This is a genomic window from Stenotrophomonas sp. NRRL B-14846 (assembly GCF_050473585.1).
GTDB lineage: Bacteria > Pseudomonadota > Gammaproteobacteria > Xanthomonadales > Xanthomonadaceae > Stenotrophomonas.
In genome coordinates this window covers 2763747-2790708 of the sequence record NZ_JBFLUN010000022.1, presented here as the reverse complement: position 1 = coordinate 2790708, position 26962 = coordinate 2763747, and the positions used below count along the sequence as shown (strand labels likewise).

Here is a 26962-nt window from a genome sequence, read left to right as displayed (position 1 = left end):
GGGCTGCTGTCGAACACCGTCCTGCAGGGCGGCGTGACCGGGGCAGACGGTGCGATGTTAGCCACGACGTTAACGGTGCGTGAGAGGACGGGCTGGAACTGACCCGGAATTCACGTACCCTTGGTTCATGATTGCGAAGCGGTTCACTCCCGCTTTGTTATCCCTCGTTCCGGTTTCCCCCTATTGAGCGCTCCATGAAAAAGATGCCTCGCTGGCTTGCCGTGTTTGCGGCCCTGTTGCTGCCCTTTGCTGCCGTCGCGCAGCAGAAGGGGCTGGATATCGACATCATCGGCGGCAATGCCTCCGCCCTGCCGATCACCATCGTGCCGATGCCCTACCAGGGTTCGTCGGCCGCTCCGCAGACCGACGTCGCCGGCGTGGTCCGCGCCGACCTGGAGCGCTCGGGCCAGTTCCGCACGCTGCCGGAAGCGCAGATCGTCGAGAAGCCCGTGCGTGGCGGTGACATCCAGTTCGCCACCTGGCGCGCGCTGAAGCAGAACTACATTGTGGTCGGCCGCGTGCTCGACGCCGGTGCCGGCGCCTATCGCGTCGAGTACGAACTGTTCGACGTGCCCAAGGGCGAGCGCCTGCTGGGCCTGGCGATGACCGCCCGTGGCAACGCCATGCGCGACGTTGCCCACCAGATGGCCGACGCCATCTACGAGAAGATCACCGGTGTGCGCGGCGCCTTCTGGACCCGCATCGCCTACGTGACCGCCAGCGGCAAGGGCGACGCCATGCGCTATGCGCTGATGGTGGCCGACTCCGACGGCTACAACCCGCAGACCATCGTGCGTTCGGCCGAGCCGCTGCTGTCGCCGTCGTGGAGCCCGGATGGCAGCAAGCTGGCCTACGTCAGCTTCGAGCGTGGCAATTCGGCGATCTACATCCAGAACATCGGCACCGGCGCGCGCGAGCTGGTCACCAGCTTCCGCGGCATCAACAGCGCCCCGGCGTTCTCGCCGGATGGCCGCAAGCTGGCCCTGACCCTGTCGCGTTCGGGCAACCCGGAAATCTACGTGATGGACCTGGGCAGCAAGCAGCTGACCCAGCTGACCAACCACTTCGCCATCGATACCGAGCCGACCTGGGCGCCGGACGGCAGCGCGGTGTACTTCACCTCCGACCGTGGCGGCCGTCCGCAGGTCTACAAGGTCGGTGCAGGTGGCGGCAGCGCCGAGCGCGTGACCTTCCAGGGCAACTACAATGCCAAGCCCTCGGTGTCCTACGACGGCAAGAAGATCGCCGTCGCGCAGGGCTCGGGCAACAGCTACAAGATCGCGATGATGGACAGCTCGCTGGGTTCGCCCCGCTGGAGCACGCTGTCCCCGGGTTCGCTGGATGAATCTCCGAGCTTTGCGCCCAACGCAAGCATGGTGTTGTACGCCGCCCGCGAGGGTGGCCGTGGTGTGCTGTACGCCGTTTCCGCCGATGCGCGCGTGCGCCAGCGGTTGGTTCTGGCTGACGGAGATGTGCGCGAACCGGCATGGTCCCCATACCGTACCCAGCGCTAAAAGAGTGTTAATATTTTCGCTGTCTTGAACCCCTCATCGGCCTAGGAGCCACAAAGGTATCGCCATGAACAAGTCCACCCGCGTTCTGCTTGTTTCCCTGCTGTCTGTGGCCGTCCTGGCCGGTTGCTCGAAGAAGGTGAAGGAAGAGCCGGCAGCCCCGGTTGACACCGGCACCTCGACCACCACCCCGACCGGTCCGTCGACCTCGGGCCTGTACGGCCCGGGCGACCTGGACACCGACGCTTGCCTGCGCCAGCGCGTTGTCTACTTCGACCTGGACAAGGAAGACGTGAAGCCGGAATTCCAGGCCATCATGGCTTGCCACGCCAAGTACCTGCGTGACCGTCCGTCCTCGCGCATCACCCTGCAGGGCCACACCGACGAGCGCGGTTCGCGCGCGTACAACCAGGCCCTGGGTGAGCGTCGTGGCAACGGCGTCAACTCGGCCCTGCAGGCCAACGGTGGCTCGGCTTCGCAGCTGACCGTCGTGTCCTACGGTGAAGAGCGTCCGGTCTGCACCGAGTCGAACGAGTCCTGCTGGTCGCAGAACCGTCGCGTCGAAATCGTCTACACCGCGCAGTAATCCATGCGCATTGGCATCAAATTGATGCTGGTCGTTGCGGCAGCCCTCGTGGCTGCCGCACCGGCGCATGCACAGCGACAGAGCCTGGCCGACCGTGTTGGCGCGCTCGAGCAGCAGATGTACAACAACAGTGCCAACCAGGACCTGTTGAACCAGATCAATCAGCTGCGGCAGCAGGTCACCAGCCTGCAGGCCTCGATCGAGCAGTTGCAGCACGATAACGCCCAGCTCAAGCAGTCCGCCCAGGACCAGTACCTGGATCTGGACAGCCGCCTGAACCGGTTGGAAGGGGGTAATGCCGCCCCGGCCCTGCCGCCTGTTCCGGCGAGCGCGCCGAAGGCCGCCCCGGCCCCGGCAAAACCCGCAGCGGCGGCCACTTCCGAGCGGCCGCCTTCCGTCCATGGTGATGCCGGCAGCCTTGCCGCCACCGGCGACGAGCGCACCTCCTACAACGTCGCCTTCGAATCGCTGAAGGCCGGCAAGTACGATGATTCGGCGCAGTTGTTCCTGAGCTTCCTGCAGCTGTACCCGAACGGCGTCTACGCGCCGAACGCGCTGTACTGGCTGGGCGAGAGCTACTACGCCACCCGCAATTTCCCGATGGCCGAGACCCAGTTCCGTGAACTGCTCTCGCGCTATCCGACCCACGACAAGGCCGCAGGCGGCCTGCTCAAGGTCGGCCTCTCGCAGTATGGCGAGGGCAAGGTCGACCAGGCCCAGCAGACGCTGGAGTCCGTCGTGGCGCAGTACCCCGGCTCGGACGCCGCGCGCACCGCGCAGGACCGCCTGCAGTCGATCCGCCTCGGCAAGCAGATCCGCTGATCCGCTGACCGGGCGTACAATACATGTCCTGTAGAGCCGAGCCCACGCTCGGCTGCTTTCGTTTCCGGCTCGGCAAACCCGCCCGGATCCGGCAGCGCCGGGCCATGCCCGACGGCTCGCATTACCGGCTGGGCCGCACCCGACCGGCTGCTGTTGCAGCGCCGGGCCATGCTCGGCTGCTTTCGTTACCGGATGGGTTCACCCGCCCGGTTGCTGTTGTAGAGCCGAGCCATGCTCGGCTGCTTTCGTTACCGGCCACGGTAGCTCCCCCGCCACGTGTCCCTCCAAGAAGTACCCGCCATGACCGCCGTTACCCCGTCCAGCGCCGCCGCCACGCCCAGTGAGATCGTGCAGTCGCCCCTGCCACGCCTGAAGATCACCGAGATCTTCACCTCGCTGCAGGGCGAAGCCGATACCGCCGGCTGGCCGACCGTGTTCGTGCGCCTGACTGGCTGCCCGCTGCGCTGCCAGTACTGCGACACCGCCTATGCCTTCCACGGCGGCACCTGGTGGGATATCGACGACATCGTGGCCGAGGTGCTGGCCCAGGGCGTGCGCCACGTCTGCGTGACCGGTGGCGAGCCGCTGGCACAGAAGCGTTGCCTGGTGCTGCTGCAGAAACTGTGCGACGCCGGCATGGACGTCTCGCTGGAAACCTCCGGCGCGCTGGACGTCAGCGCGGTGGACCCGCGCGTGTCGCGTGTGGTCGACATCAAGACGCCAGGCTCGGCCGAAGCCGCCCGCAACCGCCTGGAAAACCTGCCGCTGCTGACCGCACGCGACCAGATCAAGTTCGTCATCTGCAACCGTGAGGATTACGACTGGGCCAAGGCCATGGTCGCCGAGCACGGCCTGGTGAAGCGCTGCACCGTGTTCTTCTCGCCGAGCAAGGGCGAGATCACCGCGCGGCAGCTGGCCGACTGGATCGTCGAAGACCGGCTGCCGGTGCGCTTCCAGATGCAGTTGCATAAAATCCTGTGGAACGACGAGCCGGGCCGATGAGCCCGCGCAGCGTTCCCTGATGTAGCTCCGGCGCGGGACAGCGTGCTGGCTTTCCCCTCCCAACCGGATGTTTTTCCCATGAAGAAGGCAGTCGTGCTTCTCTCCGGCGGCATGGATTCAGCCGCCGTCATCGCCATGGCCCAGGAACAGGGATTTGCCGTGCATGCCCTGAGCGTGCGCTATGGCCAGCGCCATACCTCCGAACTGGATGCCGCCGCCCGCGTGGCGAAGGCCCAGGGCGTGGTCGCGCACAAGACCGTGGACGTGGACCTGCGCAGCATTGGTGGCTCGGCGCTGACCGACGACATCGACGTGCCCGAGGCCGGCGGTGCCGGCATCCCGGTCACCTACGTGCCGGCACGCAACACCATCATGCTGTCGCTGGCCCTGGGCTGGGCCGAAGTGCTCGGCGCCAACGACATCTTCTGCGGCGTCAACGCCGTGGACTATTCCGGCTACCCGGACTGCCGCCCCGAGTTCGTGGCGGCGTTCCAGGCGCTGGCCAACCTGGCCACCAAGTCGGGCGTGGAGGGTGCGGGCATCAAGGTGCACGCACCGCTGCAGTTCCTCAGCAAGGGCCAGATCGTCAGCGAAGGCGTGCGCCTGGGCGTGGACTTCGGCCTGACCGTGTCCTGCTACAACGCCGACGCCAACGGCGCCGCCTGCGGCCACTGCGACGCCTGCCGCCTGCGCGCGCAGGGCTTCGCCGAGGCCGGCGTCGCCGACCCGACGCTGTACGCCTGACCATGCGGTGGAGCCGGCCGCTGGCCGGCATTCCCGTGGGTGCGAATTGCTCTCCCGGTGGGTGCGAACCGTTGGTTCGCACTCCTTGACCTACCGGGCCTGCAACCACCCCGACGTCTCGATGAACGCCCGCACCGCCTCCGGATCGGCATAATCCAGCTCGATCATCCGCGCGATACCCGCCTTCTCGTCCGACTGCCGGCGCATGTACTCCTGCGCGATGCGATAGCCGGCGTAGTAGCCCACATCACTGACACCGAATGGATTACGGGCGCTGTTGTAGAGCCAGTTGTCCAGATCATCACCGTCCATCTCGGCGATGAAGCGCGCGCGGATCCCCGCCTCGTGGGTTGCACCGTACGTGTAGAACGGCAGCGCCGGCCGACGCCCGCTGATGCGCTCTGCCACGTACTCGGCCACGCCTTCGCGCACCGCGTACTGGGCCAGGTTGCCGGTGGTCTCGCGCTGCTGGGTATGCACGTACTCGTGCAGGTTGTTCTGCGCGTTGTTCGCACCGGGTCGGCTGTCGTAGAAGATCCGCAGCCGGCTGCGCATCGGCTCGGGCAGCTCGCTCACGTCCACACGCTCGTCGCCCAGCGCCATCTCCGCCCCGATCAGCACCTTGTCGCCCAGCGTGGTGCCGCCGGTACGCAGCACGCCGACCGCGTAGGTGATGGTGGCCGCGCGCAGGGCAGGGTAGAGCGTGCGGAAGGCGGCCAGGTCCCGCTCCAATGTAGCGCTGGCCTGCTGCGCGTTGGCGGTCAACGGGCGTACCGAAGACCAGAAGCGTGGCCAGGCGCGCATGGCCTCGGCGTATTCGCGGGCGGTGTAGTTGCGGACCTGCATCAGTGCATGCAGTCCCGGGCTGCCCGGATCGATGTAGCGCTGCTGCACCAGGGCCACCTGTTGGGCTGCATCGGGTTCGGCGCGCACCGCGTCATAGGTGGCCCAGAAGCGGGCGATGTCGTCAGTGACGACCTGGGACGGGGCGGCCAGAGCGCTGCAGGGCAACAGCAGGACGGCGAGCAGGTTGAAGGGCAGACGCATCCGAAGTTCCGCGGTGGGATCGCTGATGGGATGCGTAGAGCGGCCGGAAGGTTTAAGCGGGCTGGTCCGATCGGGTAGTGCCGGGCGCTGGCCGGCAGCTTCGACACACCGTGGTTTCGCGCGACCCAGCAAAGTAGGGTAGAATGCGGACCCCGCCGAAAGGCCGGGGCAATGCATCGGGCCGTTAGCTCAGTCGGTAGAGCAGAAGACTTTTAATCTTTTGGTCGAAGGTTCGAATCCTTCACGGCCCACCATTGCAGTGATGATCAAGGCGCCCATGGGGCGCCTTTTTTTATTGCCTCCTCGAAAGCACGTCTGCAATGCACGGACGTGCCGCAGCAACGAAGCAGTGCTGCAGGTGCCATAGGCTCCCGGGTACCGACCCGCTGGCAGCGTGCGGCATCAGGTCGGCAGTCGCGGGAAAGGGGCGCTTTGCGCGCGCTCCCATCACTGCTGGCGCCATGCCGTCTGCGTCAATCTCCTTGCCCAAATGGTAATGTTTAGGTAACTTTTGGTAATGAATGCGTGGCCTAAGCCGACCGTTGCCGGCCGGTCAGGGCCGCCGTCAGCCGTAATGCGCGCGCAGCAGCCCGGCGTCGTGGAAGGAAATACCCTCCCGGATGCACTCCTCCGCGCGTTCCATGTCCTTGTGCAACTGGATCAGTGCGTCGTCGGCGAGCTGCTCGATGTTGACCACACCGCAACAGGCCTGGTCGATCACATGCTGCATGGGCTCGCCCCAGCGCCGGCGTACGTTGCGGATCATGCGGCAATGCCACTCGCGCATGATCGCGTCCATGCGCCTCTCCCCGCGAACCACATGTGCGTCTCCCGCCACCACCCGCAGTGCCGGGGCCGGGGTGCGCTCGCCGCGCAGTTCCTGGGTCCTAGCGGCCAACCGCTGTGCGAGCTCCTCGAGTCGCGTGTGAGTCATCCTTTGCCTCCCTGATCCGTCTTGCCAGAAGCTTCGTCAGGTCGAGCACATTGTCCGGCGCAGAGGGCTGACCGAACTCGTCCACGACCATGAATGCGGTCTCCAGCAGCACGGGATCGTAGATCCATTCCGGTGGATCGCCGACCAGCTCCAGGTAGTGCGAAAGCACCTTGACCGCAGCGCTCATTTTCGCGAAATCCAGTCCCGTAGATTGAGACTGAAGCGACACGTCTCCGTCCTGATCGACGCGATCCAGCGTTCCATGCGGAAGCTGCATCACTGATTCAAGATCGCGCGCAAGACGATGGCCGATGCTCTTCGGGTTGCTCTCGGAAATCCACTGGCTGACCTGGGGCTGCGCCCAGCGGGTGCCACCGAACAGGCGGGCCCATTCGGCCGGGCCGCCAGCGGCGGCCACGCGGAGGCGCATGTTGAGGGTGCGAGCGGTACTGGCGTCCATCTGTAGATGGTGCGCTGCATTACCAATCCAGCAAATGACCAAAACGGTATTGACTGCGCATTACCTTGGCGGTAATGTGTGGGCCATGAACCTCATCGACTACGCCATCTCCCAAGGGGGCTACGGCACCCCCAGCTGCCCCGTCATGCGCCGCCTGGCCCACCAGACCGGTTGCGCGCTGCGGACCCTCTACCTGATCGCCCGCGGCCACAAGCTGCCCGGCGCGCGACTGTGCCGGCGCATCGAGCTGGCCACTGCGGGCGCCGTGCGCCGCGAATCCCTGCGCCCGGATGTGTTCGGTCCGGCCCCGTCGTCCCTCAAAGGAGAAGCCCCCCATGCAGCTTGATACGTTCGGTGAGTATGTCCGCAGCCGCCTGGAGCACTGGGGCGGCGAATATGCGCTGCATCGCGACTGCGAATACCTCGGCTTCCAGTCGCGCAACCTGCTGGCGGTGCTGATCGAGCATCGTGGTGACATGCCGGGGCGGGCCCAGGGCTACAAGCCTCTGGAAACCGATCAGCTGGCGCAGCAGATCGAAGACATCATCGCGGCGGTCGCGCGTGACAACGTGGCGATGGCCTGTGCGCTGCGCGGCTACTACTGCGGCCGTGGCCGACGCAAGGTCGAACGATTCGAAACGGCGAATCTGCTGCTGGCCAACAGCGGGCAGCGGCCGGTATCCAACCGGCATTACCTCAACCTGGTCGAACTTGGCTTCCAGCGCGTGCGCGGTTGGATGGAGGGTATCGCCCAGGCCGCATGAGCGGCGGATCCGATCTTTCGCCCGCCTCCCGACCGGAACAACCCTCGTGCCGAGCCGGCAGCGGGGCGGGCATCTCTTCGGGCCATGTCGATGCGACGCGGCCTGCATTCCCTCCAGGACCCATCATGAAAGAAGAAATCATCAGTACGGCCGGCGCGGCGGCCATCAAGTCGGCGCCGCCGGTCACCGTCGCCGGTGCGCTTGCAGCCGGCATCACCCTGGACCGCCTGGTCGTTGTCCTCACCATCATCTACCTGGCGGCGCAGATTGCCTATCTGGGCTGGCGCTGGCTGCGCGAATGGCGCCGCAGGGAGCGCGAATGAGCCGGCCCGGCAGCACATTGCCGGTACGCAGCCTGGTCGCCGCGCTTGCGCTGAGTGCTGCGGGCCTGATCGCCATCGTTGACCGCGAGGGATACACCGACGCTGCAGTAGTACCCACGCGCAATGACCGTCCAACCTATGGTTTCGGCTCGACCGTTCGCGAGGATGGCACCCCGGTGAGGATGGGCGACCGCACCACGCCGGTACGCGCGCTGCATACCGTGCAGGCCCACCTGGCCAGGGAGGAAGGGCAGTTCCGCGCGTCGCTGCCCGGCGTGGCGCTCAGCCAGGGCGAGTACGACGTCTATGTCGACTTCCTCTACCAGTACGGCATCGGCAACTGGCGCACGTCGTCGATGCGCCGGCATCTGCTGCAGGGTGAGTATCGCCAGGCCTGTGATGCGTTGCTGCTGTGGAAGCGGGCAGGGGGCTACGACTGTTCGGCCCGCATCGATGGCCGTCCCAACACCGTGTGCTGGGGCGTGTGGGAGCGCCAGCAGCAGCGCCATGCGCGTTGCCTGGCGGAGCAGTGACATATGCCACGCATGTTGATGGTGATGGCGTCGCTGCTGCTGTGGTCGCTGCTGATGTTCGTGGCCGGCTGGCGCTGGCGCGCTGATCGCAGTGATCTGGCGATGGTGCGGGCCGATGCGGCACGTCACGCGGGCGCGGTGCTGTCCGAACAGCGGTTGCGCCGGGAACAGGAAGAACGGAGCGAGGCGATGGCCTCACTGGGGGAACAACATGAACATGATCGTGAGCGCGCGGCGGCGGTGGATGCCGACGTGGTGGCTGCCCTGCGTGCTGGCACTCTCCGCCTGCGCGACGACCTCGCCGCGTGCCACACCGGCCGTCTGTCCGAAGCCGCCGCCCGCACCGGCGAACGTGATGCGGGCGCCCAGTTACGAGCAGAGGCTGCGGCAGCGCTTGTTCGAATCGGACGCGATGCCGACGACCAGCTCCGCGCGTGCCAGGCCGTGATCGAGCTGGATCGCCGTTGAGGGCACCGGTGCAGTTATGCTGGCCGTCCTCTCGAAAATGGAAGTTCGCATGCGCGTCGTCGCTCTCTCCGCCCTGATCCTGCTGGCCACCGCAGGGCCGGGCCTTGGCGCTGTCCCCGCCGCGCAGGCAGCGCCGCCGGCATCGTCCGCTGTGGCCGCACCACTGGTGATCGGGGAGACCTTCACCGTGCAGTCGAAGGTGCTGGGCGAGACCCGCCGTATCAATGTCTATCGACCGCAGCCCTGGGGCCTGGACCCGAAGGCGCCGCTGCCGGTGCTGTACATGGCCGATGGCGGTATCGGCGAGGACTTCCTGCATGTGGCAGGGCTGGTGCAGGTGCTGACCGGTAATGGCAGCATGCGTCCGTTCCTGCTGGTCGGCATCGAGAACACCGAGCGCCGCCGCGACATGACCGGCCCCAGCAGCGACCCGCAGGACCAGAAGATCGCGCCGCGCATCGGTGGCTCGGCGGCCTACCGCAGCTTCCTGCGCGATGAACTGATGCCGCAGGTACGCCAGCGCTACCCGACCACCGACGAGCGCGCGCTGATCGGTGAGTCGCTGGCCGGCCTGTTCGTGGTCGAGACGTTGCTGCAGGAGCCGACGCTGTTCAACAGCTATATCGCGCTGGACCCCAGCCTGTGGTGGAACCGTGGCGCGATGCTGGCCGGGGCGGCCAAGCAGCTACCGGCGGTGACGCGTACACAGCCGCACGTGTTCCTGGCCAGCAGCGGGCAGCCGGAACTGGCCGCCTCCACGGCACGACTGGCTGCGCTGCTGCAGCAGGCCTCGCCGTCGCCACTGGTGAAGTACCTGCCGCTGCCGGAGGAAACGCACGCGACCATCTATCACCCGGCCGCAATGCAGGCATTGCGCACGCTGTTCCCGGCACCACCGTCGGCCTCGCCCTGACCGCGCGTGGCGCGGCGCCGCGCGACGTGTGAGGATGCGGTAGCGACGCCACCCGGGTGCGTCGCCCGCAACGGGAGAGTGTGGATGCAGCGTGTGCGTGGATGGAGCGTGGCGGCCTGCCTGGCCGTGAGTGGCTGTGCGATGTCGGTGGCGCCACCGGCAACCCAGAATGAAGCGAAGGAAAGCGCGGCCACCGCCGCGCCGGGCGTGGTGCTGCCGGATACCGAGGCGCTGCGCGTGCACGATCCGGTCGGCCGCGATTACCCGATCTGGGTGGCGTTGCCGGCCGACTACGCCGCACATCCGGAAAAGCACTATCCGGTGCTGTACGTGACCGATGCGCTGTACAGCTTCCCGCTGGTACGCAGCGTGCGCAACATGGTCGGCCAGAAGGGCGTCAACATCGAGGATTTCATCCTGGTCGGGCTGCCGCCGCAGGAGGGCCTGACGTCCAAGCAGAGCCGCTCGCGGGATTACACGCCCAGCGATCCGGCGCGTACCGATCCGCGTGACTACAGCGATGATGTCAGCTACGGCGGCGCCGCGCATTACCGCGATTTCCTCGCTGAGCGCGTGCTGCCGATGATCGATGCGCGCTACCGCACCGATCCGGCACGGCGTGCCTATGCCGGCCATTCCTATGGCGGCCTGTTCGGTGCCTACGTGCTGACCACGCGTCCGGACATGTTCCGTACCTACATCCTGTCCAGCCCGTCGCTGTGGTTCGACAACCACCTTGTGCCGCGCCTGCAGGCCGAGGCCAAGGCGCCCACGCAGCCGACCACGGTGGTGTTGTCGATCGGCAGCTTTGAAACGGTCAAGCCGGAGCCGCGCTATTTCACCCGCAACGACATGCTGCGCCACAACGCCGAGTTCGCCGAGCAGCTGCGCGGCAGTGGCCGCTCGCTGACGGTGGACAACATGGTGATCAACGACGAGGACCACTTCACGGTGTACCCGGACATGATCACCCGCGCGCTGTTGAAGGTGTTCCCGGGTACGGGGCCGTACAGCAGCGGTTGATCACAGGTTCGACCCACGCATGGCGTGGATCTCCGTCAACAACCTCGGTTCAGGCCGCGGTGGCCTGCGGCGGCGGCATCAACGTGGCATCCGCTGCATGGCGGAAGCACAGGCGGATGGCATCGAGCAGTTCGCTCATGCTGTACGGCTTGGGCAGGAAGTGGATGCCGGCGCGCAGCTGCGGCAGCACGCGGTGCTGGTCCATGCCGGAGGTGACCAGGATCGGCAGCTGCGGCAGGTGCTCGCGCACGCGGTTGGCGGTTTCGATGCCGCTGATGCCGCCCAGGCAGACGTCGGTGAACAGCAGGTCGAACGGTTCACCGGCGTTGAGCAGGCCCAGCGCGGCCTCGGCGCTGCTGACAGCGGTGACCTGGCAGGCCTGGCTTTCCAGGGCGAGGCGACTGAGTTCCTGGGTTTCCTCGGCGTCCTCGATCAGCAGGACGCGTGGTTCCACAAAGCGCTTGGACAGCAACATGACGCGGCAACTCCGGACAACAGGGGGAGCAAAAGGCGCGCAAGTATGCGCAAGCCGGTAGTGAGCCCGGCGTGCACGGCAGGCTAAGTGGGCGTTACAGGTGTGTCTGGCGCCGACGTCGCACGTGCCAGGCCAGTACCGCGACCGCCAGCAGCGCGGTGCCGATGCGCAGGCTGGTGGCCTGCCAACCCAGTGCGACCGCGTCGTCGAGGCTGAACACGTTCCAGGCCAGGTTCATCGAAACATGCAGGACCAGGCCACACCACAGGGTGTCGCCGTCGAGGTGGTCGAGCCAGGCGAAGATGAAGCCGCCCAGCGCGATCACCGCGCCAATGAACAGTGCCATGCCGCCGCCATCGAACCCGCCGAAGCCGAGCCAATGCACCATGCCGAACAGCAGTGCCTGTGGCAGCGCGAGCAGCGGCCACGGACCACGCACGATCTTCACCAGCAGCACGAAGCCGAGGCCACGGAACAGCACTTCCTCGGCCAGCGGGAACAGCACGGCCAGCATCGTGGCATCCAGCGCGGTCAGCGCCGTGTTCGGAGTACCGAGCAGCGCCAGTCCCAGCCAGCAGGGCAGGCTGGCCAGCAGCACCCACAACGGTCCGGCCCAGCCGTTGCCGCACAGCCCGAGGCTGGCCAGCAGGCCCATGCCACGGGGGCGCAGCAGCGCGGCCAGCAGCAGTGCCACCAGCACGGCCAGTGCGTTGTCCAGCAGGCTGCCGCCGTAGGGCACGGGCAGGGCAGGAATCGGAGTCCCTGCGGCCGCGGCGATGTCGCGCAGGTTCAGGCCGAGTCCAACGCCCAGCAGGACCAGCAACAGGCGTGCGGCGGCAGGCAGGCGGGACAGCACTGTCATGTACGTACTTCCTGCGGGGGGAGGCCGCAGTGTGCTGCGCGGCATGCAGGCGGGCACGCGCCGGAAGTCCCTGTGCCTTCGGTCATGCGTTGCCGCACAGTCATCACTACGCAGGTACAGTCGAGGCCAGACCGACAGGAGCGACGCCGATGCTGTGCCCCGTGTGCAAGACCCAGACCCTGCAGATGGCCGAACGCCATGGCATCGAGATCGACTATTGCCCGGGCTGCCGAGGCGTGTGGCTGGATCGTGGCGAGCTGGACAAGATCATCGAGCGCGCCGGTGCCGGTGCGGCCGTGCCGCCGCCAGCGCCCGTGCAGGCCCAGCCGGCGTCCGCGCCGCCACCGGTGATGCACCGTGATACCCGCCACCTCGGCCAGCGCTACGAGGACAACCGGGGCCACGGCTACAAGAAAAAGAAGAAGGACAGCTTCCTGTCGGAGCTGTTCGATTTCTGATCTGTAGCGTCGAGCCATGCTCGACTGGCTGTTGCCGCCACTAGTCGAGCATGGCTCGACTCTACAGGTTAGGTGCAGTCGAGCATGGCTCGACGCTACATGGATCGCATGATCACGGCCGGCGCAGGATGAACTCGCGGTCGTGGGTGTCGCCGACGATGAAGTCGTACTCGCCGACCTTGTCGCAGCCATAGCGTGCATAGAAGCGCTGCGCACCGAAGTTCTCCTCCCATACGCCGACCCACAGGGTTCGGCGCTGCGGCTGGTCCAGCCAGGCCATGAACGCGTCCATCAGGCGCGCGCCGTGGCCGCCGTTCTGGTGCGTGGCCAGGATGTAGAACCGCTTCAGCTCGATGTCGCCTTCGCGTGCATCCGCATGCGGCAGGGTGTTGGCACCGGCCGCCAGATAGCCGACCACGGTTTCACCGTCCATCAGCAGCCAGATGGCACTGCGTGGGTCGGACAGTTCGATGCGCTGCGGTTCGCGGCTGTAGTGCGCCTGCAGGAAATCATGCAGCTCCTGCGCAGGGTACGAGTCGCCCCACGTTTCGTTGTAGGTGGTGATGGCGATCGCCGACAGGGCGTCGACATCGGCAAGGGTAGCGCGGCGGATCTGCAACGACATGGCGGGGCCTGCAATGGAGCGTGGCGCAGTGTAGCCGGCCCCGGCAGTTGCCGGGGCTGGCCATTGCTCACGAACCGCTGCTCAGAACCACATGCGCACGCCGGCCACCCAGCGTGTGTCGCGCGCGTGGTCACCGGCGTAGTCGGCGGTGTCGCCAAACGTGCGTTCGTGGCTGATGCCGATGTACGGCGCGAAGCGGCGGCTGAACTCATAGCGCAGGCGCAGACCGGCCTCCACCTTGTTCAGTCCGCGACCGATGCCGTACTCCGGTTCATCCTTGGCCGCGACGGTGGCTTCCAGCAGCGGTTGCAGGATCAAACGGTTGGTCAGCAGCACGTCATACTCGACCTCGGCCTTGGCCAGCACCTGGCCACCGGAGCCCATGTACAGCGTGGCCGAGCTTTCGAACTTGTAAGGCGCCAGGCCCTGGATGCCGACCGCTGCCCAGGTGCGCGAGTCGGCCGGGCGGAAGTCCTGGCGCACGCCGACCAGCACGTCCCACCACGGCGACACGCTGCGGCCGTACAGCGCTTCCAGTGACGACGATTCGGTGCGGCCACGACTGCGTTCGCCATCGGTGCGCAGCCACAGGCGGTTGATGTTGCCGCCGATCCAGCCGGTCGCCTCCCAGGCCTGGCCATTGCTGCTCTTGCCATCCCAGTGTTCGAGGCGGTCGATCAGCAGCAGGCTGTTGATCTCCGGCGCATGCTCCATCGCACCGTGGGCGATGGGCGGGAAGGCAGCGGCGCGGTCGGCATCGGTCGGCACCGGGATGGGTTCGCGCGGTTCGGTAGGCGCCGACGTGCCGTGACCCATCGCCGCATGATCCATCCTGGAAGGGTCCATTGCCGCCGGTTGCATCGTGCCATGGTCCATCTTCGAGTGATCCATCTTCGAATGATCGACCGTTTCGACCGGAGCCTTCACGGTCTTCACCGGCGGATCCATCGCGGTCATGTCATGGCCTTCGTGCGACTGCGCGAACACCGGCAGCGCGGCGGCCAGGCCTAGCGCCAGCAGGCTGGGGGAAAGCAGTGAGCGGCTCATTCTTCGATCCTCACTTCGCGCATCATGCCCGCTTCCATGTGGTACAGCAGATGGCAGTGGTAGGCCCAGCGGCCGAGCGCATCGGCGCGCACGCGATAGCTGCGGCGGGTGCCGGGTGGCATGTCGATGGTGTGCTTGCGCAGCTGGAACTCGCCCTGTGCGTTTTCCAGATCGCTCCACACGCCGTGCAGGTGGATCGGGTGCTGCATCATGGTGTCGTTGACCAGCACGATGCGCATGCGTTCGCCGTAGTTCAGCCGCAGCGGTTCGGCGCTGGCGAACGGAATGCCATCGAACGACCAGGAGAACTTCTCCATGTGGCCGGTCAGGTGCAGCTCGATCTCGCGGCTCGGCTCGCGGCCATCGGGATCCTCGAACAGGCTGCGCATCGCGCCGTAGGTCAGCACCTGGCGGCCGTTGTCGCGCAGGCCGATGCCGGGGTCGTCCAGCTTCGGTTCGGTGGCCGAACTCTGCATGTCCACCAGCGGGTTGTTGCGCTCGCTGGCCGGGTGCTTCGGCGCCTTGCTGGCGGCGTCGCCGCCGGCGGGCGCGCCGTGGCCCATGCTGGCGCCGCAGCCACCTTCCATGCCCTTCATCGCGGCCATGTCGTGGCCGCCGTGGCCACCACCGCCCATGTCGTGCCCCGACATGCCGTGGCCCATGTCGGCCATGGTCAGCAGCACGCGTGGGTCGCGCTCGGGAATCGGCGCCTGCAGGCCGTGGCGCACCGCCAGCGTGCCGGCGGCGTAGCCGGTGCGGCCCATGTCCTGGCAGAAGATGGTGTAGGCATCCTGGCCGCTCGGTTCCACCAGCACGTCGTAGGTCTCGGCCGGGGCGATGCGGAATTCATCGATGCTCACCGGATGGATGTACTGGCCATCGGCGGCGACCACGGTCATCTTCAAACCAGGAATGCGCACGTCGAAGTAGGTCATCGACCCGCCATTGATGAAGCGCAGCAGCACCTTCTCGCCACTGCGGAACAGGCCGGTCCAGTTGCCCGCCGGGGCAGTGCCGTTCATCAGGTAGGTATAGGTGTTGGCGTTGACGTCGGACAGGTCGGTCGGCGTCATCCGCATCCGTCCCCACATGCCGCGGTCGGACAGTGCTGCCGACCAGCCGTCGCGTTTCGCGTCGCGCAGGAAATCCGGCAGCGTGCGCATGTAGTAGTTGTCGTACGCCGCCAGCTTCTTCATGCGGCGGAACAGCGCGCCCGGGTCCATGTCGGTCCAGTCGGACAGCATGATCACGTGCTCGCGGTCGTGCCGGTACGGCGCCGGCTCGGCCGGGTCGATGATCAGCGCGCCGTACAGGCCGGCCTGCTCCTGGAACATCGAATGGCTGTGGTACCAGTAGGTGCCCGACTGCTTCAGCTCGAAGTGGTAGTGGTAGGTCTCACCGGGGCCGATGCCGTTGAAGCTCAGGCCCGGCACGCCGTCCATGTTGGCCGGCAGCAGGATGCCGTGCCAGTGGATCGAGGTCGGGTGGCGTTCCAGCGTGTTGCGCACGAACAGGTCCACGGTCTGGCCCTCGCGCCAGCGCAGGATCGGTGCTGGCAGCGAGCCGTTGACGGTGATCGCCGGGCGGGTGCGGCCGGTGAAGTTGGCCAGCGATTCGCCGATGGCCAGTTCGATGCGGGTGTCGCTGAGCACGGCGGGGGCGCCGGCCAGGCGTGGGGCGGCCGTGGCGGCAGCGAGCGCGCGCTGCGGCACACCGACAGCGGCGATGCCGGCAACCACGCCGCCGGCGGCCAGGCCCTGTACGAACAGGCGGCGCGACGGCATGGGCACAGCGCCCGGACCGGGGGGAATGCGGGTATTCATGGTGGTGACTCCAGACACGTAAAGACGCCGGCAGGCGGCCGGCTACGGTGCGCAGGGCGCACGGTGCGTGTGGAATCAGCCGATGGGAGGACGCGAGATCGGCGGCAGCGGCGGCGCCGGACGGCCAGTGGCCGGCATCGGCTGCGGTGCCAGTGACAGTGCTGGGCCGGCCATGACCGGCAGCGGCAGCACCACCAGCAGCGGGTGCTGGGCGCAGCTGCGCACGCAGTCCTTGATCTGGCAGTGGGCGTCGTGGGGCGGGGCCTTGGCCTGTGGGGCCGGGTCGGCCTGCATGCCGGCGTGGTGGTGGCAATCAGGGGTGCCGCCATCAACAGCAGCGGCTGCGGCGTGGGCCATCCGGCCCATTTCCTCGTGACCGCTGGCCATGGCCGCGTTCAGCCCGTTGAGCAACAGGCTGAGCATGAGCACGACACGGAGCAGGGTCGAGGCCAGGGACATGGCGCTAATCTAGCTGCAAGTGGGCGCGGATGCACTTCCGGCTGAATGGCCGGTTCAAGGTTGGAGCTGCACCAATGTGGAGCCGAGCCGGCGCTCGGCTGCTTCTGCGGCAACGGCAGCCAAGCGCGGCCCCGGCTCTACTGGAAGCCCGGCGTCAACCTTCTTCGCGCACGATCTCGACCAGGCGCGGGCCGTAGCGGCTCAGCTTGGTGCCACCGATGCCGCCGACCCGGGCCAGCGCATCCAGGCTGGTCGGGCGCTGTTCGGCGATGTTGCGCAGGGTGCTGTCGTGGAAGATCACGAACGCCGGCACGTTCTGTTCGCGGGCCAGTTCGGCACGCAGGCCGCGCAGGGCGTTGAACAGGGCCAGATCCTGCGGCAGCACCGACAAGCCGGTGCGCTGCGCACTGCGCTCGCGTCCACTGGTGCTGCTGGCCGGGTCGCGGCGCATGCTGATCTGGCGTCGCCCGGTCAGCACGTCGCGGCTGGCGTCGGTCAGGCGCAGGCCACCGTGGCCCTCGCTGTCCACTTCCAGCAGGCTGGCGGCGACCAGCTGGCGGAACACGCTGCGCCAGGTGCGTGCATCCAGGTCACGGCCGATCGCATAGGTGCTGAGCTTGTCATGGCCCTGCTGCCTTACCTTCTCGTTCTCGCTGCCACGCAGGATGTCGATCAGGTGGCCGACGCCGAAGCGCTGGCCGCTGCGGTAGACGCAGCTCAGCGCCTTCTGTGCCGGAATGGTGGCGTCCCAGGAGGCCGGCGGGGTGAGGCAGTTGTCGCAGTTGCCGCAGGGCTGCGGGTAGGTCTCGCCGAAGCCGGCCAGCAGCACCTGGCGGCGGCACTGCATGGATTCGCAGTAGCCCAGCAGGTGGTCGAGCTTGGCCCGCTCCAGCTGCTTGCGCTCTTCACCGGCTTCGGACTGCTCGATCATCTGCTTGAGCAGGACCACGTCGCCGAGGCCATAGCACAGCCAGGCTTCGGCGGCTTCACCATCGCGACCGGCGCGGCCGGTTTCCTGGTAGTAGCCTTCCATCGACTTCGGCAGGTCGGTATGCGCCACGAAGCGCACGTCCGGCTTGTCGATGCCCATGCCGAAGGCGATGGTGGCGCACATCACGATGCCGTCCTCGCGCAGGAAGCGGCGCTGGTTGTTCGCGCGCACGTCCGGCGGCAGGCCGGCATGGTAGGGCAGGGCGTTGAAGCCCTGTCCGCAGAGGAATTCGGCGGTCTCCTCGACCTTGCGCCGCGACATGCAGTAGACGATGCCGGCCTCGCCACGGTGGCCGCGCAGGAAATCGGTCAGCTGCTTGCGCGCGTTGTCCTTCTGCACCACGGTGTAGCGGATGTTGGGGCGGTCGAAGGAGCTGACGAAGTGGCGCGCTTCCTGCAGGTCGAGGCGCTCGGCGATCTCGCGCTGGGTCGGCGGATCGGCGGTCGCGGTCAGCGCGATGCGCGGGATCTGCGGCCAGCGCTCGTGCAGCACGGTCAGCTGGCGGTACTCGGGGCGGAAATCATGGCCCCACTGCGACACGCAGTGCGCTTCGTCGATGGCGAACAGGGCGATCTGGCTGCGCGACAGCAGCGACAGGAAGCGGCCGGTCAGCAGGCGCTCGGGGGCGACATAGAGCATGTCCAGCTCGCCCGCGAGCAGCTCGCGCTCGACGCGGCCGGCAGTCTCGGCGTCCAGGGTCGAGTTCAGGTATTCGGCACGCACGCCGAGCTGGCGCAGGGCTTCGACCTGGTCCTGCATCAGCGCGATCAGCGGCGAGATGACGATGCCGCAACCGTCACGCAGCAGGGCCGGGACCTGGTAGCACAGCGATTTGCCGCCGCCGGTGGGCATCAGCACGAGGGCATCGTGACCGGCAGCCACATGCTCCACGATGTCCTGCTGGGGACCACGGAAATCGTCGTAACCAAAGACGCGTTGGAGCAGGTCGTGCGCGGGACGGGAAGCCATCCGGCTAGTTTACCTCCCGGAGGCGGCGGCAGGGCTGCGCCCTGGGAACGCGCCATCGCATGCGCGCTGCCGCTCCCACGCTTCGCTGCGCGAAACGCGGGCCCCACTTACCAGCTCCCAGACCCCCGCCGCTTCGCGGCCGCCCCCTGACTCAGGGGGCTCTCCCCCAGACTTGGCCCGGTGGCCAGTAGATCCACGCGATGCGTGGATGAAATCTGTCAGATATCGACAAACAAAATGGGGTCAGAGCCGTTTTCCGAAGGAAAACGGCTCTGACTCCAAGCTTTGCCGGCAGTTCGCGGAAATCTGTCGAAGGCGGGGTGGGTCCGGTTGCGGGGGCGTGAGCGCCATGGATGGCGCGACCGAGCCTACATGGACGTATTTACGGCGTCCCCCGCAACCGGACCCACCCCGCCAACCCTCAGGAAACAAGCTTTTGACGTTGACGTTGCTCTGGCTTGAAGGCTTCGGCAGGTGCAGGGCGCAGCCCTGCCGAAGCCCCCCAACTCTTACTGGAGCAGGGAACGCAGCATCCAGGCGTACTTCTCGTGGGTCTGCAGGCGTTGGGTCATCAGATCCTCGGTCGGGGCGTCGTCACCCTTGGCCGCCACGTCCAGCACTTCACGTGCCGTACGGCAGACCGCTTCGTTGGCGACCACCAACTGGCGTACCATTTCACGCCAGTCCGCACTGTCGGTCAGGCCCGGTTCCTCGGCGATCGAGGTCAGCGCAGCGAATTCCCGGTAGGAGCCCGGGGCATTGAAGCCCAGCGCGCGGATGCGCTCGGCCACGTCGTCCAGTGCAGCCCACTGCTCGGTGTACTGCGTCTCGAACATGGTGTGCAGCGAGTTGAACATCGACCCGGTCACGTTCCAGTGGAAGTTGTGGGTTTTCAGGTAGAGCGTGAACGCATCGGCCTGGAAGCGCGACAGGCCGTCGGCGATCTTCTTGCGGTCGCCCTGGGTGATCCCGATATCGATGTTCGGCGCCGACGGTGCCGCCGCTGCAAGCTTCTGCTTGCCGGTCTTGGCCTTGGTCGTGCTCTTGGTCTTCGCCATGGGGTTCCTCCTTGTGGAATCGTTGGCCTTCACAATAAACCGGTCGTGATGACTGGTCGCTTTCAAAGTTTTGAACGAACCGATTGATGAACTCTATCGATAAAAATCCATCGCCCCGCCTGCGCCAACAGCGTGCCGCCATCGACGGCGCCATGAGCCGCGACCGGGGCCGTTTGCTGGGGATGCTCTCGCGTTGCCAGGCCAAGCCACAGGATGCGGCACTGGCCGCCACCTTCGAGCAGGCCTTGCAGGCGTCGGTGCAGCGCCGGATGACACGGGCGCTGCAGCAGCCGTCCATTACTCTGGACCCGCAGCTGCCGATTGCGCGTGAAGCCGACGCCATCATCGGGCTGATCCGCAACCACCAGGTCGTGGTGATCGCCGGTGAAACCGGCTCGGGCAAGACCACCCAGCTGCCGAAACTGTGCCTGGCCGCAGGCCGTGGCCAGGCCGGCATGATCGGCTGCACCCAGCCGCGACGGATTGCCGCACGTGCGGTGGCCAGCCGCGTGGCGCAGGAACTGCAGAGCGAACTGGGCCAGCTGGTCGGCTACCAGGTGCGCTTCAACGACAAGGTCAGCGAAGACAGCCGCATCAAGTTCATGACCGACGGCATCCTGCTGGCGGAGATCGCCAGCGACCGCTGGTTGTCGAACTACGACACGATCATCGTCGACGAGGCGCACGAACGCAGCCTCAACATCGACTTCCTGCTGGGCTACCTGAAGCAGCTGCTGCGCAAGCGCCCGGACCTGAAGCTGATCGTCACCTCGGCCACCATCGACACCGAACGCTTCGCCCAGCATTTCGACAACGCGCCGGTGATCAGCGTGGAAGGTCGCACCTACCCGGTGGAAGTGCGCTATCGCGCGCTGGAAGGCGAGGGCGAAGACCAGGGCGAACGCACCGTCAACGACGCCATCGTGTCGGCCATCGACGAGATCACCCGCCTGGATGCGCGCGGCGACGTGCTGATCTTCCTGCCGGGCGAACGCGAGATCCGCGATGCGCACCAGTCGCTGGAGCGCCGCAAGTACCGCAATACCGAGGTGCTGCCGCTGTACGCGCGCCTGTCCAACCAGGACCAGGACCGCGTGTTCAACCCTGGCCCGAACCGGCGCATCGTGCTGGCCACCAACGTGGCGGAAACCTCGCTGACGGTGCCGCGCATCCGCTACGTGGTCGATCCGGGCTTCGCCCGTGTCAAGCGCTACAGCCCGCGCAACAAACTCGATCGCCTGCACATCGAGCCGATCTCGCAGGCCAGCGCCAACCAGCGCAAGGGCCGCTGCGGCCGTATCGCCGAGGGCATCTGCTACCGCCTGTACGCCGAGGCCGACTTCCAGGCACGGCCGGAATTCACCGATCCGGAAATCCGCCGCTCCAGCCTGGCCGGGGTGATCCTGCGCATGCTGCAGCTGGGCCTGGGCCGCATCGAAGAGTTTCCGTTCCTGGAAGCGCCGGATGAGCGCGCGGTGGCCGATGGCTGGCAGCAACTGACCGAACTGGGCGCGATCGACGCCGAGCGGCGCATGACCACCATCGGCAAGCAGATGGCACGCCTGCCGGTGGACGTGAAGCTGGCGCGCATGCTGGTCGCCGCGCAGGCCGCCGGCTGCCTGCGGCCGATGCTGGTGATCGCCTCGTTCCTGGGCATCCAGGACCCGCGCGAACGCCCGCCTGAAGCGCGTGGCGCGGCCGACAGCGCGCATGCGCAGTTCGCCGATGGGCGGTCCGAGTTCGTCGGCGTGCTGCGCCTGTGGGACGCCTACCGGCAGGCCCACGAAGACCTGACCCAATCCAAGCTGCGCGACTGGTGCGGTCGTCACTTCCTCGGCTTCCTGCGCATGCGCGAGTGGCGCGAGCTGCACCGCCAGCTGCGCCTGCTGTGCGAGGAACTGGGCTGGAAGGAAGAAGCCAGTGATGCCTCGATGGCACCGCTGCTGGCCGGCAGCAGTGCACCGGCCCCGGCGCGTGATGATGCCGCCGCAGTGAAAGCCACCCGTGGCCAGCTGCACCGTGCCGCGCGCCTGGCCCGCGAAGGCAAGGCCGAAGCGGCGCCGGCGCCAGTGGCCGTGCGTGCACAGAAGGAACAGGCACCGGTGGGCGGCGGTTTCAGCGAGCGCGTGCGTGCCGCTGCATACCAGACCCTGCACCGGGCGCTGGTGGCGGGCCTGCCGACGCAGATCGGCCACCGCACCGAGAAGGGCGATTTCCAGGCGCCGCGCCAGCGTCGCTTCCTGCCGTTCCCGGGTTCGACGCTGTCCAAGCGGCCGCCGCCGTGGCTGCTGGTGGCCAACCTGCTGGATACGCAGAAGGTGTGGGGCATGACCCTGGCCGCGATCGAGCCGGACTGGGTCATCGCCGAGTTGCCGCACCTGCTGCTGCGCAAGCACTTCGACCCGCACTGGTCGCGCGCGCAGGGCCAGGTGCTGGCCTCCGAGCAGATCAGCCTGTTCGGCCTGGTGCTGGCGCCGAAAAAGCCGGTGCACTACGGCCGCATCGAACCGGGCGAAGCGCATGACATCTTCGTGCGCCAGGCGCTGGTGACCGGCGAGATCAACACCCGCGCCAGCTTCGTGGCCGACAACCAGAAAGTGCTGGAGATCGCCCGCGAGGAAGAAGCCAAGCTGCGCCGCGCCGGCATCGTTGCCGACGAGGACTGGCAGGCGCGCTGGTACCTGGACCGGGTGCCGCCACAGATCCATTCTGCCGCGGGTCTGGATACCTGGTGGAAGGGGCTGGCGCCGGAACAGCGCAAGACCCTGCACTGGTCGCTGGTCGACCTGTTGCCGGGTGAGGGCAGCGAACAGGAGCGCTACCCGAAGTACCTGCCACTGGGACAGGCACGCCTGCCGCTGCATTACCGCTTCGAGCCGGGAGCCGACGATGACGGCGTGACCCTGGACGTGCCGCTGCACCTGCTCAATGCGCTGGACCCGGTGCAGCTGGGCTGGCTGGCGCCGGGCTTCGTCGCCGACAAGGCCTCGGCACTGATCCGCAGCCTGCCCAAGGCGATGCGGCGCAACTACGTGCCGGCGCCGGACTTCGGCCGCGCGTTCTACGAGGCGTTCCCGCAGCCCAGCGCCGATGCCATCACCGGCGAACTGGCGCGCTTCCTGTCACGCGCCACCGGCGCCACGGTGACCGCGCTCGATTTCGAACCCGGTTCGATCGAACCGCACCTGCACATGAACCTGCGCCTGCGCGACGAACAGGGCAAGGTGCTGGCGACCTCGCGCGACCTCGATGTGTTGCGCGCGAAGTTCGGCGGCCGTGCCGGCGATGCCTTCGCTGCACGTGCCGGCCGCGAGATGGCGGCCGATGGCCTGCGCACGTTCCCGGCGACGCCGATTCCGTTGCAGGTGCCCGGTGAAGCCGGCGTGCCGGCCTATCCGGCGTTGCTGGATGAGGGCGACAGCGTGGCGCTGCGCATCTTTGCCGACCGCCAGCAGGCGCAGGAGGCCCACCCGCTGGGTGTGCGCCGCCTGCTGGAGATCGCGTTGGCCGAGAAGGTGAAGCAGGCACGCAAGCAGTTGCCGGTTGGGGCCAAGACCGGCCTGCTGTATGCCGCGATTGAATCGCAGGAGCGCCTGCGCGGTGACCTGGTCGATGCGGCGATGAACGCGGTGCTGGCCGAGGGCCTGGAAGACATCCGCGATGCGGCCGCCTTCGAGCAGCGCCGCGAGCATGCCGCCAAGGCCCTGTTCGGTGAGGCCATGTCGCGACTGAAGCTGGCCGAATCCATCCTGGCGCTGGTGGCGGAACTCAAGCCGATGCTGGAAGCACCGTTGATGGGCTGGGCGCGCGGCAACCTGGACGACATGGAAGCGCAGCTGGCCGGCCTGATCCATCCCGGCTTCCTGCGTGGTACGCCGGCCGATGCGCTGGCGCAGTACCCACGCTACCTGAAGGCGATGATCCTGCGCACCGAGCGTGCCAAGCGTGATCCGCCGCGCGACCAGGCGCGCATGCTGGAACTGCATCCGTTCCTGGAGGCGCTGGAGGTGGGTGAGCAGCAGGGGCTGCGCGAGCGGCCGCAGTGGCAGGCCCTGCGCTGGGATCTGGAAGAACTGCGGGTATCGCTGTTCGCGCAGGAGTTGGGCGCACGTACCGGCATCTCAGCGAAGAAGCTGGCGCAGCGGGTGACCGCATTGCGCCAGGCGTGACCGCGGGCCATGGTCGCCCCATCGGGCGACCATGGCCGCCGGGCATGGATCCGGCGCGGCCGGAATGCCCGGGTGTTACTTGGTGCGGCGAACCTTCGGCTGCACGTTCACCCCGTCCACCTTCATGTACCAGGCCCCCATCACGCCGGGGCGCATGCTGATGTTCGGCGCTTCCTTGCGGCCACCGGAATAGTGCGTGGCGTCTATCTGCTCCCACTCCTGGCCGTTCTGCAGCACGTAGCGGCGGCCCTGGCTGAAGCCACGGAATTCGCCCTGCAGGGTGCTTTCGATCGGTTCGCTGCTGCCGAAGTCCAGGAAGCCGCGGTTCTTCTTGATCACTTCCTGGCGGCCTTCTTCGCGCGCTGCGGCGACGGCCTGGGTGGTGGCCGCCTCCACTTTGCCCTGCAGCCAGCGATTGAGCGTGGCCAGTTCACCGGCGCTGAGCTTGTCCAGGCCGGCGGCCTTGAACTCGGCGGGCGACATCTGCTGCTGCAGGTCGCCCTCCACCACGCGCTGGGCCAGCGCTGGCGCGGAAAGGGACAGCAGCACGGCGGCACAGGCCAGCATCCGGGGACGGACGCGCAGGGCAATCGAAGGCATGGCAGGTCTCTCCTGGGTGTGCTGGCGAGTGTAGCGGCATGTCTTCATGCCGGGTGATGGTGGCCGCGGTGATTGTCCCTGAACGGCGCCGGCGCTAGTGTAGGGGCCTCTGTCTTGCCTGCTCGATGCTGTGAACCGCGCTTCCGTCCCTGGCCTGGATGCCTTGTTGAACCGTCCCTCGGCAGCCGTGCTGCCCGCTCCGCTGCGCCAGGCCCTGCGCGAGCATTGGGAAGCGCCGGACTGCGACCACCAGATGCGCGCCACCTGGTCGGTGCTGGGCGATACCCTCGATGCGCTGGCGATGCTCTCGGCCGACGAGGGGGCGGTGGTGGCAGCATTGCTGTTCGACCTGCCGGGCCTGCGCGCCAGCCTGGACCAGCTGCCGCTGGGCAGCCACAAGGCGGCGGTGATCGGTCTGCTCGATGGTCAGGATGCGGCCGACCCGGTGTGGGCGCTGCATGCCGGCCGTGAGGCTGGTCGCAACAGTGAGGGCCTGCGCCGGCTGCTGTTGGCGATCATCCGCGACCTGCGCGTGGTGCCGATCCTGCTGGCACGCCAGCTGGCGCGGATGCGCGCGGCCGACAAGCTGGACGAAGAGCAGCGTCGTGCGCTGGCCCAGTTGACCCGCGACATCCACGCGCCCCTGGCCAACCGCCTGGGCATCTGGCAGCTGAAGTGGGAGCTGGAGGACCTGGCATTCCGCCACCTGGAACCGGAGACCTACCGCCGCATCGCACGCGAGGTGGACGAAACCCGCATTGCCCGCGAGCGTTACGTCGAGAACGTCAAGAAGGTGTTGTCGCGCGAGCTGGTTGCCCAGGGCATCAAGGCCGAAGTCAGCGGCCGCCCGAAGCACATCTACAGCATCTGGCGAAAGATGCAGAAGAAGCGGCTGGCCTTCGACCAGCTGTATGACATCCGTGCGGTGCGGGTGATGGTGGACGACGTCGCCGCCTGCTACGCCGCGCTGGGCGTGGTGCACGCGCTGTGGGCGCCGGTGCCGAGCGAATTCGATGATTACATCGCCCGGCCCAAGGCCAATGATTATCGCTCGCTGCACACCGCCGTGGTCGGCCCGGAAGGGCGCACCATCGAAGTGCAGATCCGTACCCACGAGATGCACTCGCAGGCCGAGCTGGGCGTGGCCGCGCACTGGAAGTACAAGGAAGGTGGCAAGGGCGCGGAGAAGTCCTTCGACCGCAAGATCACCTGGATGCGCCAGCTGCTGGAACAGGCGCAGGACGGGCAGGGCAATGAACTGGCCGGGGCGCTCGATGCCGAGCTGACCGAGGACCGGGTCTATGCGCTGAGCCCGAAGGACGAGGTGCTGGACCTGCCGCAGGGTGCTACGCCGCTCGATTTCGCCTACCAGGTGCACACCATGGTCGGGCACCGCTGCCGCGGCGCCAAGGTCAACGGCCGTATCGTGCCGCTGACCTATCGGTTGCGCAGCGGCGACCGCGTCGAGATCCTGACCGGCAAGGAGGCCGACCCGCGCCGCGACTGGCTGATGCCGGCCAACGGCTTCCTGGCCAGCAACCGCTCGCGCGAGAAGGTACGCAGCTGGTTCCACAAGCTCGACCGCGCGCGCAACGTGCAGGCCGGTCGCGAGCTGCTCGAGCGCGAACTGAAGCGGCTGGGCCTGCAGCACTCGGACCTGGCCGTCGCTGCGAAGAAGTTCCATGCCGACAGTGTCGATGACCTGTACATCCAGGTGGCGCTGGGCGATACCGGCCCGAACCAGGTCAGCCGTACACTGCTGGAAGCGGAGCGTGCCGCCAGCCAGCCGGCGCCCGCGCCGAGCCTGCCGCGGCCGACCGCGCGCCGCGAGAACCTGGGCAAGTCCAAGTTCACCGTGCAGGGCGTGGGCAACCTGCTGGTGCAGCTGGCACGCTGCTGCCAGCCGGTAGCCGGCGAGCCGATCGTCGGTTACCTGACCCGTAGCCGTGGTGTCACCGTGCACCGTGCAGACTGTGCCGCGCTGGCCCGGCTGGCCGCCACCAGCCCGCAGCGCATCCTGCCGGTGGAATGGGGCCAGGCCGGTGGCGGCTACGAAGTGGACGTGGTGGTGACTGCCGTCGACCGCCGCTGGCTGCTGAAGGACATCACCAACCTGATCGCCCAGGAAGACGCCTACGTGCTCGACATCCACAGTGACAACGTGCGCAACAGTGGCCGTGCCCATCTGCGGCTGCGGCTGAAAGTCAGCGACTATGGGCAGTTGTCGACCCTGCTGGGCAAACTGGATGCGCTGCCGGGCGTGAGCGAGGCGCGTCGCCTCGGCTGAGCTTCACGC

27 protein-coding genes and 1 tRNA gene are annotated in these 26962 nt (G+C 67.3%); 16 read left to right on the top strand and 12 right to left on the bottom strand.

The window, feature by feature from the left end; all coding sequences use genetic code 11:
• The first annotated feature begins 194 nt into the window (after positions 1–194).
• From tolB to queC, 5 genes are all read left to right on the top strand, one after another.
• Complete coding sequence (tolB, locus tag AB1281_RS15120) at positions 195–1514, top strand: Tol-Pal system beta propeller repeat protein TolB (protein ID WP_014038220.1); 1320 nt, start codon at positions 195–197, stop codon at positions 1512–1514.
• 64 nt (positions 1515–1578) lie between these two features.
• Positions 1579–2097 (top strand): peptidoglycan-associated lipoprotein Pal, encoded by a 519-nt coding sequence (gene pal, locus AB1281_RS15115; RefSeq protein ID WP_005410748.1) that lies wholly within the window; start codon positions 1579–1581, stop codon positions 2095–2097.
• Between the two features lie 3 nt (positions 2098–2100).
• Positions 2101–2919: a tol-pal system protein YbgF gene (ybgF, locus tag AB1281_RS15110; RefSeq protein WP_430346293.1), complete on the top strand. Its 819-nt coding sequence runs from the start codon at positions 2101–2103 to the stop codon at positions 2917–2919.
• 300 nt (positions 2920–3219) lie between these two features.
• Positions 3220–3921 carry a 7-carboxy-7-deazaguanine synthase QueE gene (gene queE / locus AB1281_RS15105; RefSeq protein ID WP_014038217.1) on the top strand — a complete coding sequence of 234 codons (702 nt, stop codon included), beginning with the start codon at positions 3220–3222 and terminating at the stop codon, positions 3919–3921.
• 78 nt (positions 3922–3999) lie between these two features.
• Entirely contained in the window at positions 4000–4665 is a 666-nt protein-coding gene (gene queC / locus AB1281_RS15100; RefSeq protein ID WP_014038216.1) for a 7-cyano-7-deazaguanine synthase QueC, read from the top strand.
• A 90-nt stretch (positions 4666–4755) separates the two neighbouring features.
• On the opposite strand, the gene AB1281_RS15095 is transcribed toward queC, so the two are convergent.
• Entirely contained in the window at positions 4756–5712 is a 957-nt protein-coding gene (locus AB1281_RS15095) for a DUF2268 domain-containing putative Zn-dependent protease (RefSeq protein WP_430346292.1), read from the bottom strand.
• A 178-nt stretch (positions 5713–5890) separates the two neighbouring features.
• Between AB1281_RS15095 and AB1281_RS15090 the strand changes: the two genes are divergently transcribed.
• Positions 5891–5966 (top strand) — tRNA-Lys (locus AB1281_RS15090).
• Positions 5967–6277: 311 nt separating this feature from the next.
• On the opposite strand, the gene AB1281_RS15085 is transcribed toward AB1281_RS15090, so the two are convergent.
• Together AB1281_RS15085 and AB1281_RS15080 are read right to left on the bottom strand one after the other, a co-directional pair.
• Positions 6278–6511, bottom strand: coding sequence for a hypothetical protein (locus tag AB1281_RS15085; protein ID WP_032958956.1), 234 nt, complete (start codon positions 6509–6511; stop codon positions 6278–6280).
• A gap of 88 nt (positions 6512–6599) precedes the next feature.
• Positions 6600–7106, bottom strand: a complete 507-nt coding sequence (locus AB1281_RS15080; RefSeq protein WP_014038213.1) for a hypothetical protein — start codon at positions 7104–7106, stop codon at positions 6600–6602.
• Positions 7107–7191: 85 nt separating this feature from the next.
• Between AB1281_RS15080 and AB1281_RS15075 the strand changes: the two genes are divergently transcribed.
• From AB1281_RS15075 to AB1281_RS15045, 7 genes are all read left to right on the top strand, one after another.
• Positions 7192–7452 (top strand): YdaS family helix-turn-helix protein, encoded by a 261-nt coding sequence (locus AB1281_RS15075; protein ID WP_075676490.1) that lies wholly within the window; start codon positions 7192–7194, stop codon positions 7450–7452.
• Positions 7442–7870 (top strand): hypothetical protein, encoded by a 429-nt coding sequence (locus tag AB1281_RS15070; protein ID WP_430346291.1) that lies wholly within the window; start codon positions 7442–7444, stop codon positions 7868–7870. The genes AB1281_RS15075 and AB1281_RS15070 overlap by 11 nt, the downstream gene beginning before the upstream one ends.
• Positions 7871–7995: 125 nt before the next feature.
• A complete protein-coding gene (locus AB1281_RS15065; protein ID WP_014038210.1) occupies positions 7996–8193 on the top strand; it encodes a hypothetical protein in 198 nt (65 codons plus the stop codon).
• On the top strand, positions 8190–8726 hold the full coding sequence (locus tag AB1281_RS15060) for a glycoside hydrolase family protein (protein WP_430346290.1): 537 nt from the start codon (positions 8190–8192) through the stop codon (positions 8724–8726). Before AB1281_RS15065 ends, AB1281_RS15060 begins: the two co-directional genes overlap by 4 nt.
• A 24-nt stretch (positions 8727–8750) precedes the next feature.
• Positions 8751–9194: a lysozyme gene (locus AB1281_RS15055; protein WP_430346289.1), complete on the top strand. Its 444-nt coding sequence runs from the start codon at positions 8751–8753 to the stop codon at positions 9192–9194.
• Between the two features lie 49 nt (positions 9195–9243).
• Entirely contained in the window at positions 9244–10107 is an 864-nt protein-coding gene (locus tag AB1281_RS15050) for an alpha/beta hydrolase (RefSeq protein ID WP_430346288.1), read from the top strand.
• 84 nt (positions 10108–10191) lie between these two features.
• Entirely contained in the window at positions 10192–11130 is a 939-nt protein-coding gene (locus AB1281_RS15045; protein WP_430346287.1) for an alpha/beta hydrolase, read from the top strand.
• Between the two features lie 49 nt (positions 11131–11179).
• Here the strand turns inward: AB1281_RS15045 and AB1281_RS15040 are convergent, their stop codons facing one another.
• The gene (locus AB1281_RS15040) at positions 11180–11605 is read right to left on the bottom strand and encodes a response regulator (protein ID WP_014038205.1); all 426 of its coding nucleotides are present in this window, start codon (positions 11603–11605) and stop codon (positions 11180–11182) included.
• A 94-nt stretch (positions 11606–11699) separates the two neighbouring features.
• Entirely contained in the window at positions 11700–12467 is a 768-nt protein-coding gene (locus AB1281_RS15035; RefSeq protein ID WP_430346286.1) for a CPBP family glutamic-type intramembrane protease, read from the bottom strand.
• A 149-nt stretch (positions 12468–12616) separates the two neighbouring features.
• On the opposite strand from AB1281_RS15035, the gene AB1281_RS15030 reads away from it, so the two are divergent.
• Positions 12617–12925, top strand: a complete 309-nt coding sequence (locus tag AB1281_RS15030; protein ID WP_014038203.1) for a zf-TFIIB domain-containing protein — start codon at positions 12617–12619, stop codon at positions 12923–12925.
• 112 nt (positions 12926–13037) lie between these two features.
• Here the strand turns inward: AB1281_RS15030 and AB1281_RS15025 are convergent, their stop codons facing one another.
• The 6 genes from AB1281_RS15025 to AB1281_RS15000 form a co-directional block, all read right to left on the bottom strand.
• The gene (locus AB1281_RS15025; RefSeq protein WP_430346285.1) at positions 13038–13550 is read right to left on the bottom strand and encodes an N-acetyltransferase family protein; all 513 of its coding nucleotides are present in this window, start codon (positions 13548–13550) and stop codon (positions 13038–13040) included.
• 81 nt (positions 13551–13631) lie between these two features.
• Complete coding sequence (locus AB1281_RS15020) at positions 13632–14597, bottom strand: copper resistance protein B (protein ID WP_430346284.1); 966 nt, start codon at positions 14595–14597, stop codon at positions 13632–13634.
• Complete coding sequence (locus AB1281_RS15015) at positions 14594–16420, bottom strand: copper resistance system multicopper oxidase (protein ID WP_014038200.1); 1827 nt, start codon at positions 16418–16420, stop codon at positions 14594–14596. The genes AB1281_RS15020 and AB1281_RS15015 overlap by 4 nt, the downstream gene beginning before the upstream one ends.
• 75 nt (positions 16421–16495) lie before the next feature.
• Positions 16496–16879, bottom strand: a complete 384-nt coding sequence (locus AB1281_RS15010; RefSeq protein WP_049442964.1) for a CopL family metal-binding regulatory protein — start codon at positions 16877–16879, stop codon at positions 16496–16498.
• 154 nt (positions 16880–17033) lie between these two features.
• Positions 17034–18839 (bottom strand): DNA helicase RecQ, encoded by a 1806-nt coding sequence (recQ, locus tag AB1281_RS15005; protein WP_430346283.1) that lies wholly within the window; start codon positions 18837–18839, stop codon positions 17034–17036.
• 509 nt (positions 18840–19348) lie between these two features.
• Complete coding sequence (locus AB1281_RS15000; protein ID WP_006439098.1) at positions 19349–19897, bottom strand: Dps family protein; 549 nt, start codon at positions 19895–19897, stop codon at positions 19349–19351.
• Between the two features lie 86 nt (positions 19898–19983).
• Between AB1281_RS15000 and hrpA the strand changes: the two genes are divergently transcribed.
• On the top strand, positions 19984–24066 hold the full coding sequence (gene hrpA / locus AB1281_RS14995) for an ATP-dependent RNA helicase HrpA (RefSeq protein WP_430346282.1): 4083 nt from the start codon (positions 19984–19986) through the stop codon (positions 24064–24066).
• A 75-nt stretch (positions 24067–24141) separates the two neighbouring features.
• Here the strand turns inward: hrpA and AB1281_RS14990 are convergent, their stop codons facing one another.
• A complete protein-coding gene (locus AB1281_RS14990) occupies positions 24142–24666 on the bottom strand; it encodes a hypothetical protein (protein WP_430346281.1) in 525 nt (174 codons plus the stop codon).
• Positions 24667–24796: 130 nt separating this feature from the next.
• On the opposite strand from AB1281_RS14990, the gene AB1281_RS14985 reads away from it, so the two are divergent.
• Positions 24797–26953: a RelA/SpoT family protein gene (locus AB1281_RS14985; protein WP_075676820.1), complete on the top strand. Its 2157-nt coding sequence runs from the start codon at positions 24797–24799 to the stop codon at positions 26951–26953.
• Positions 26954–26962: the final 9 nt, after the last annotated feature.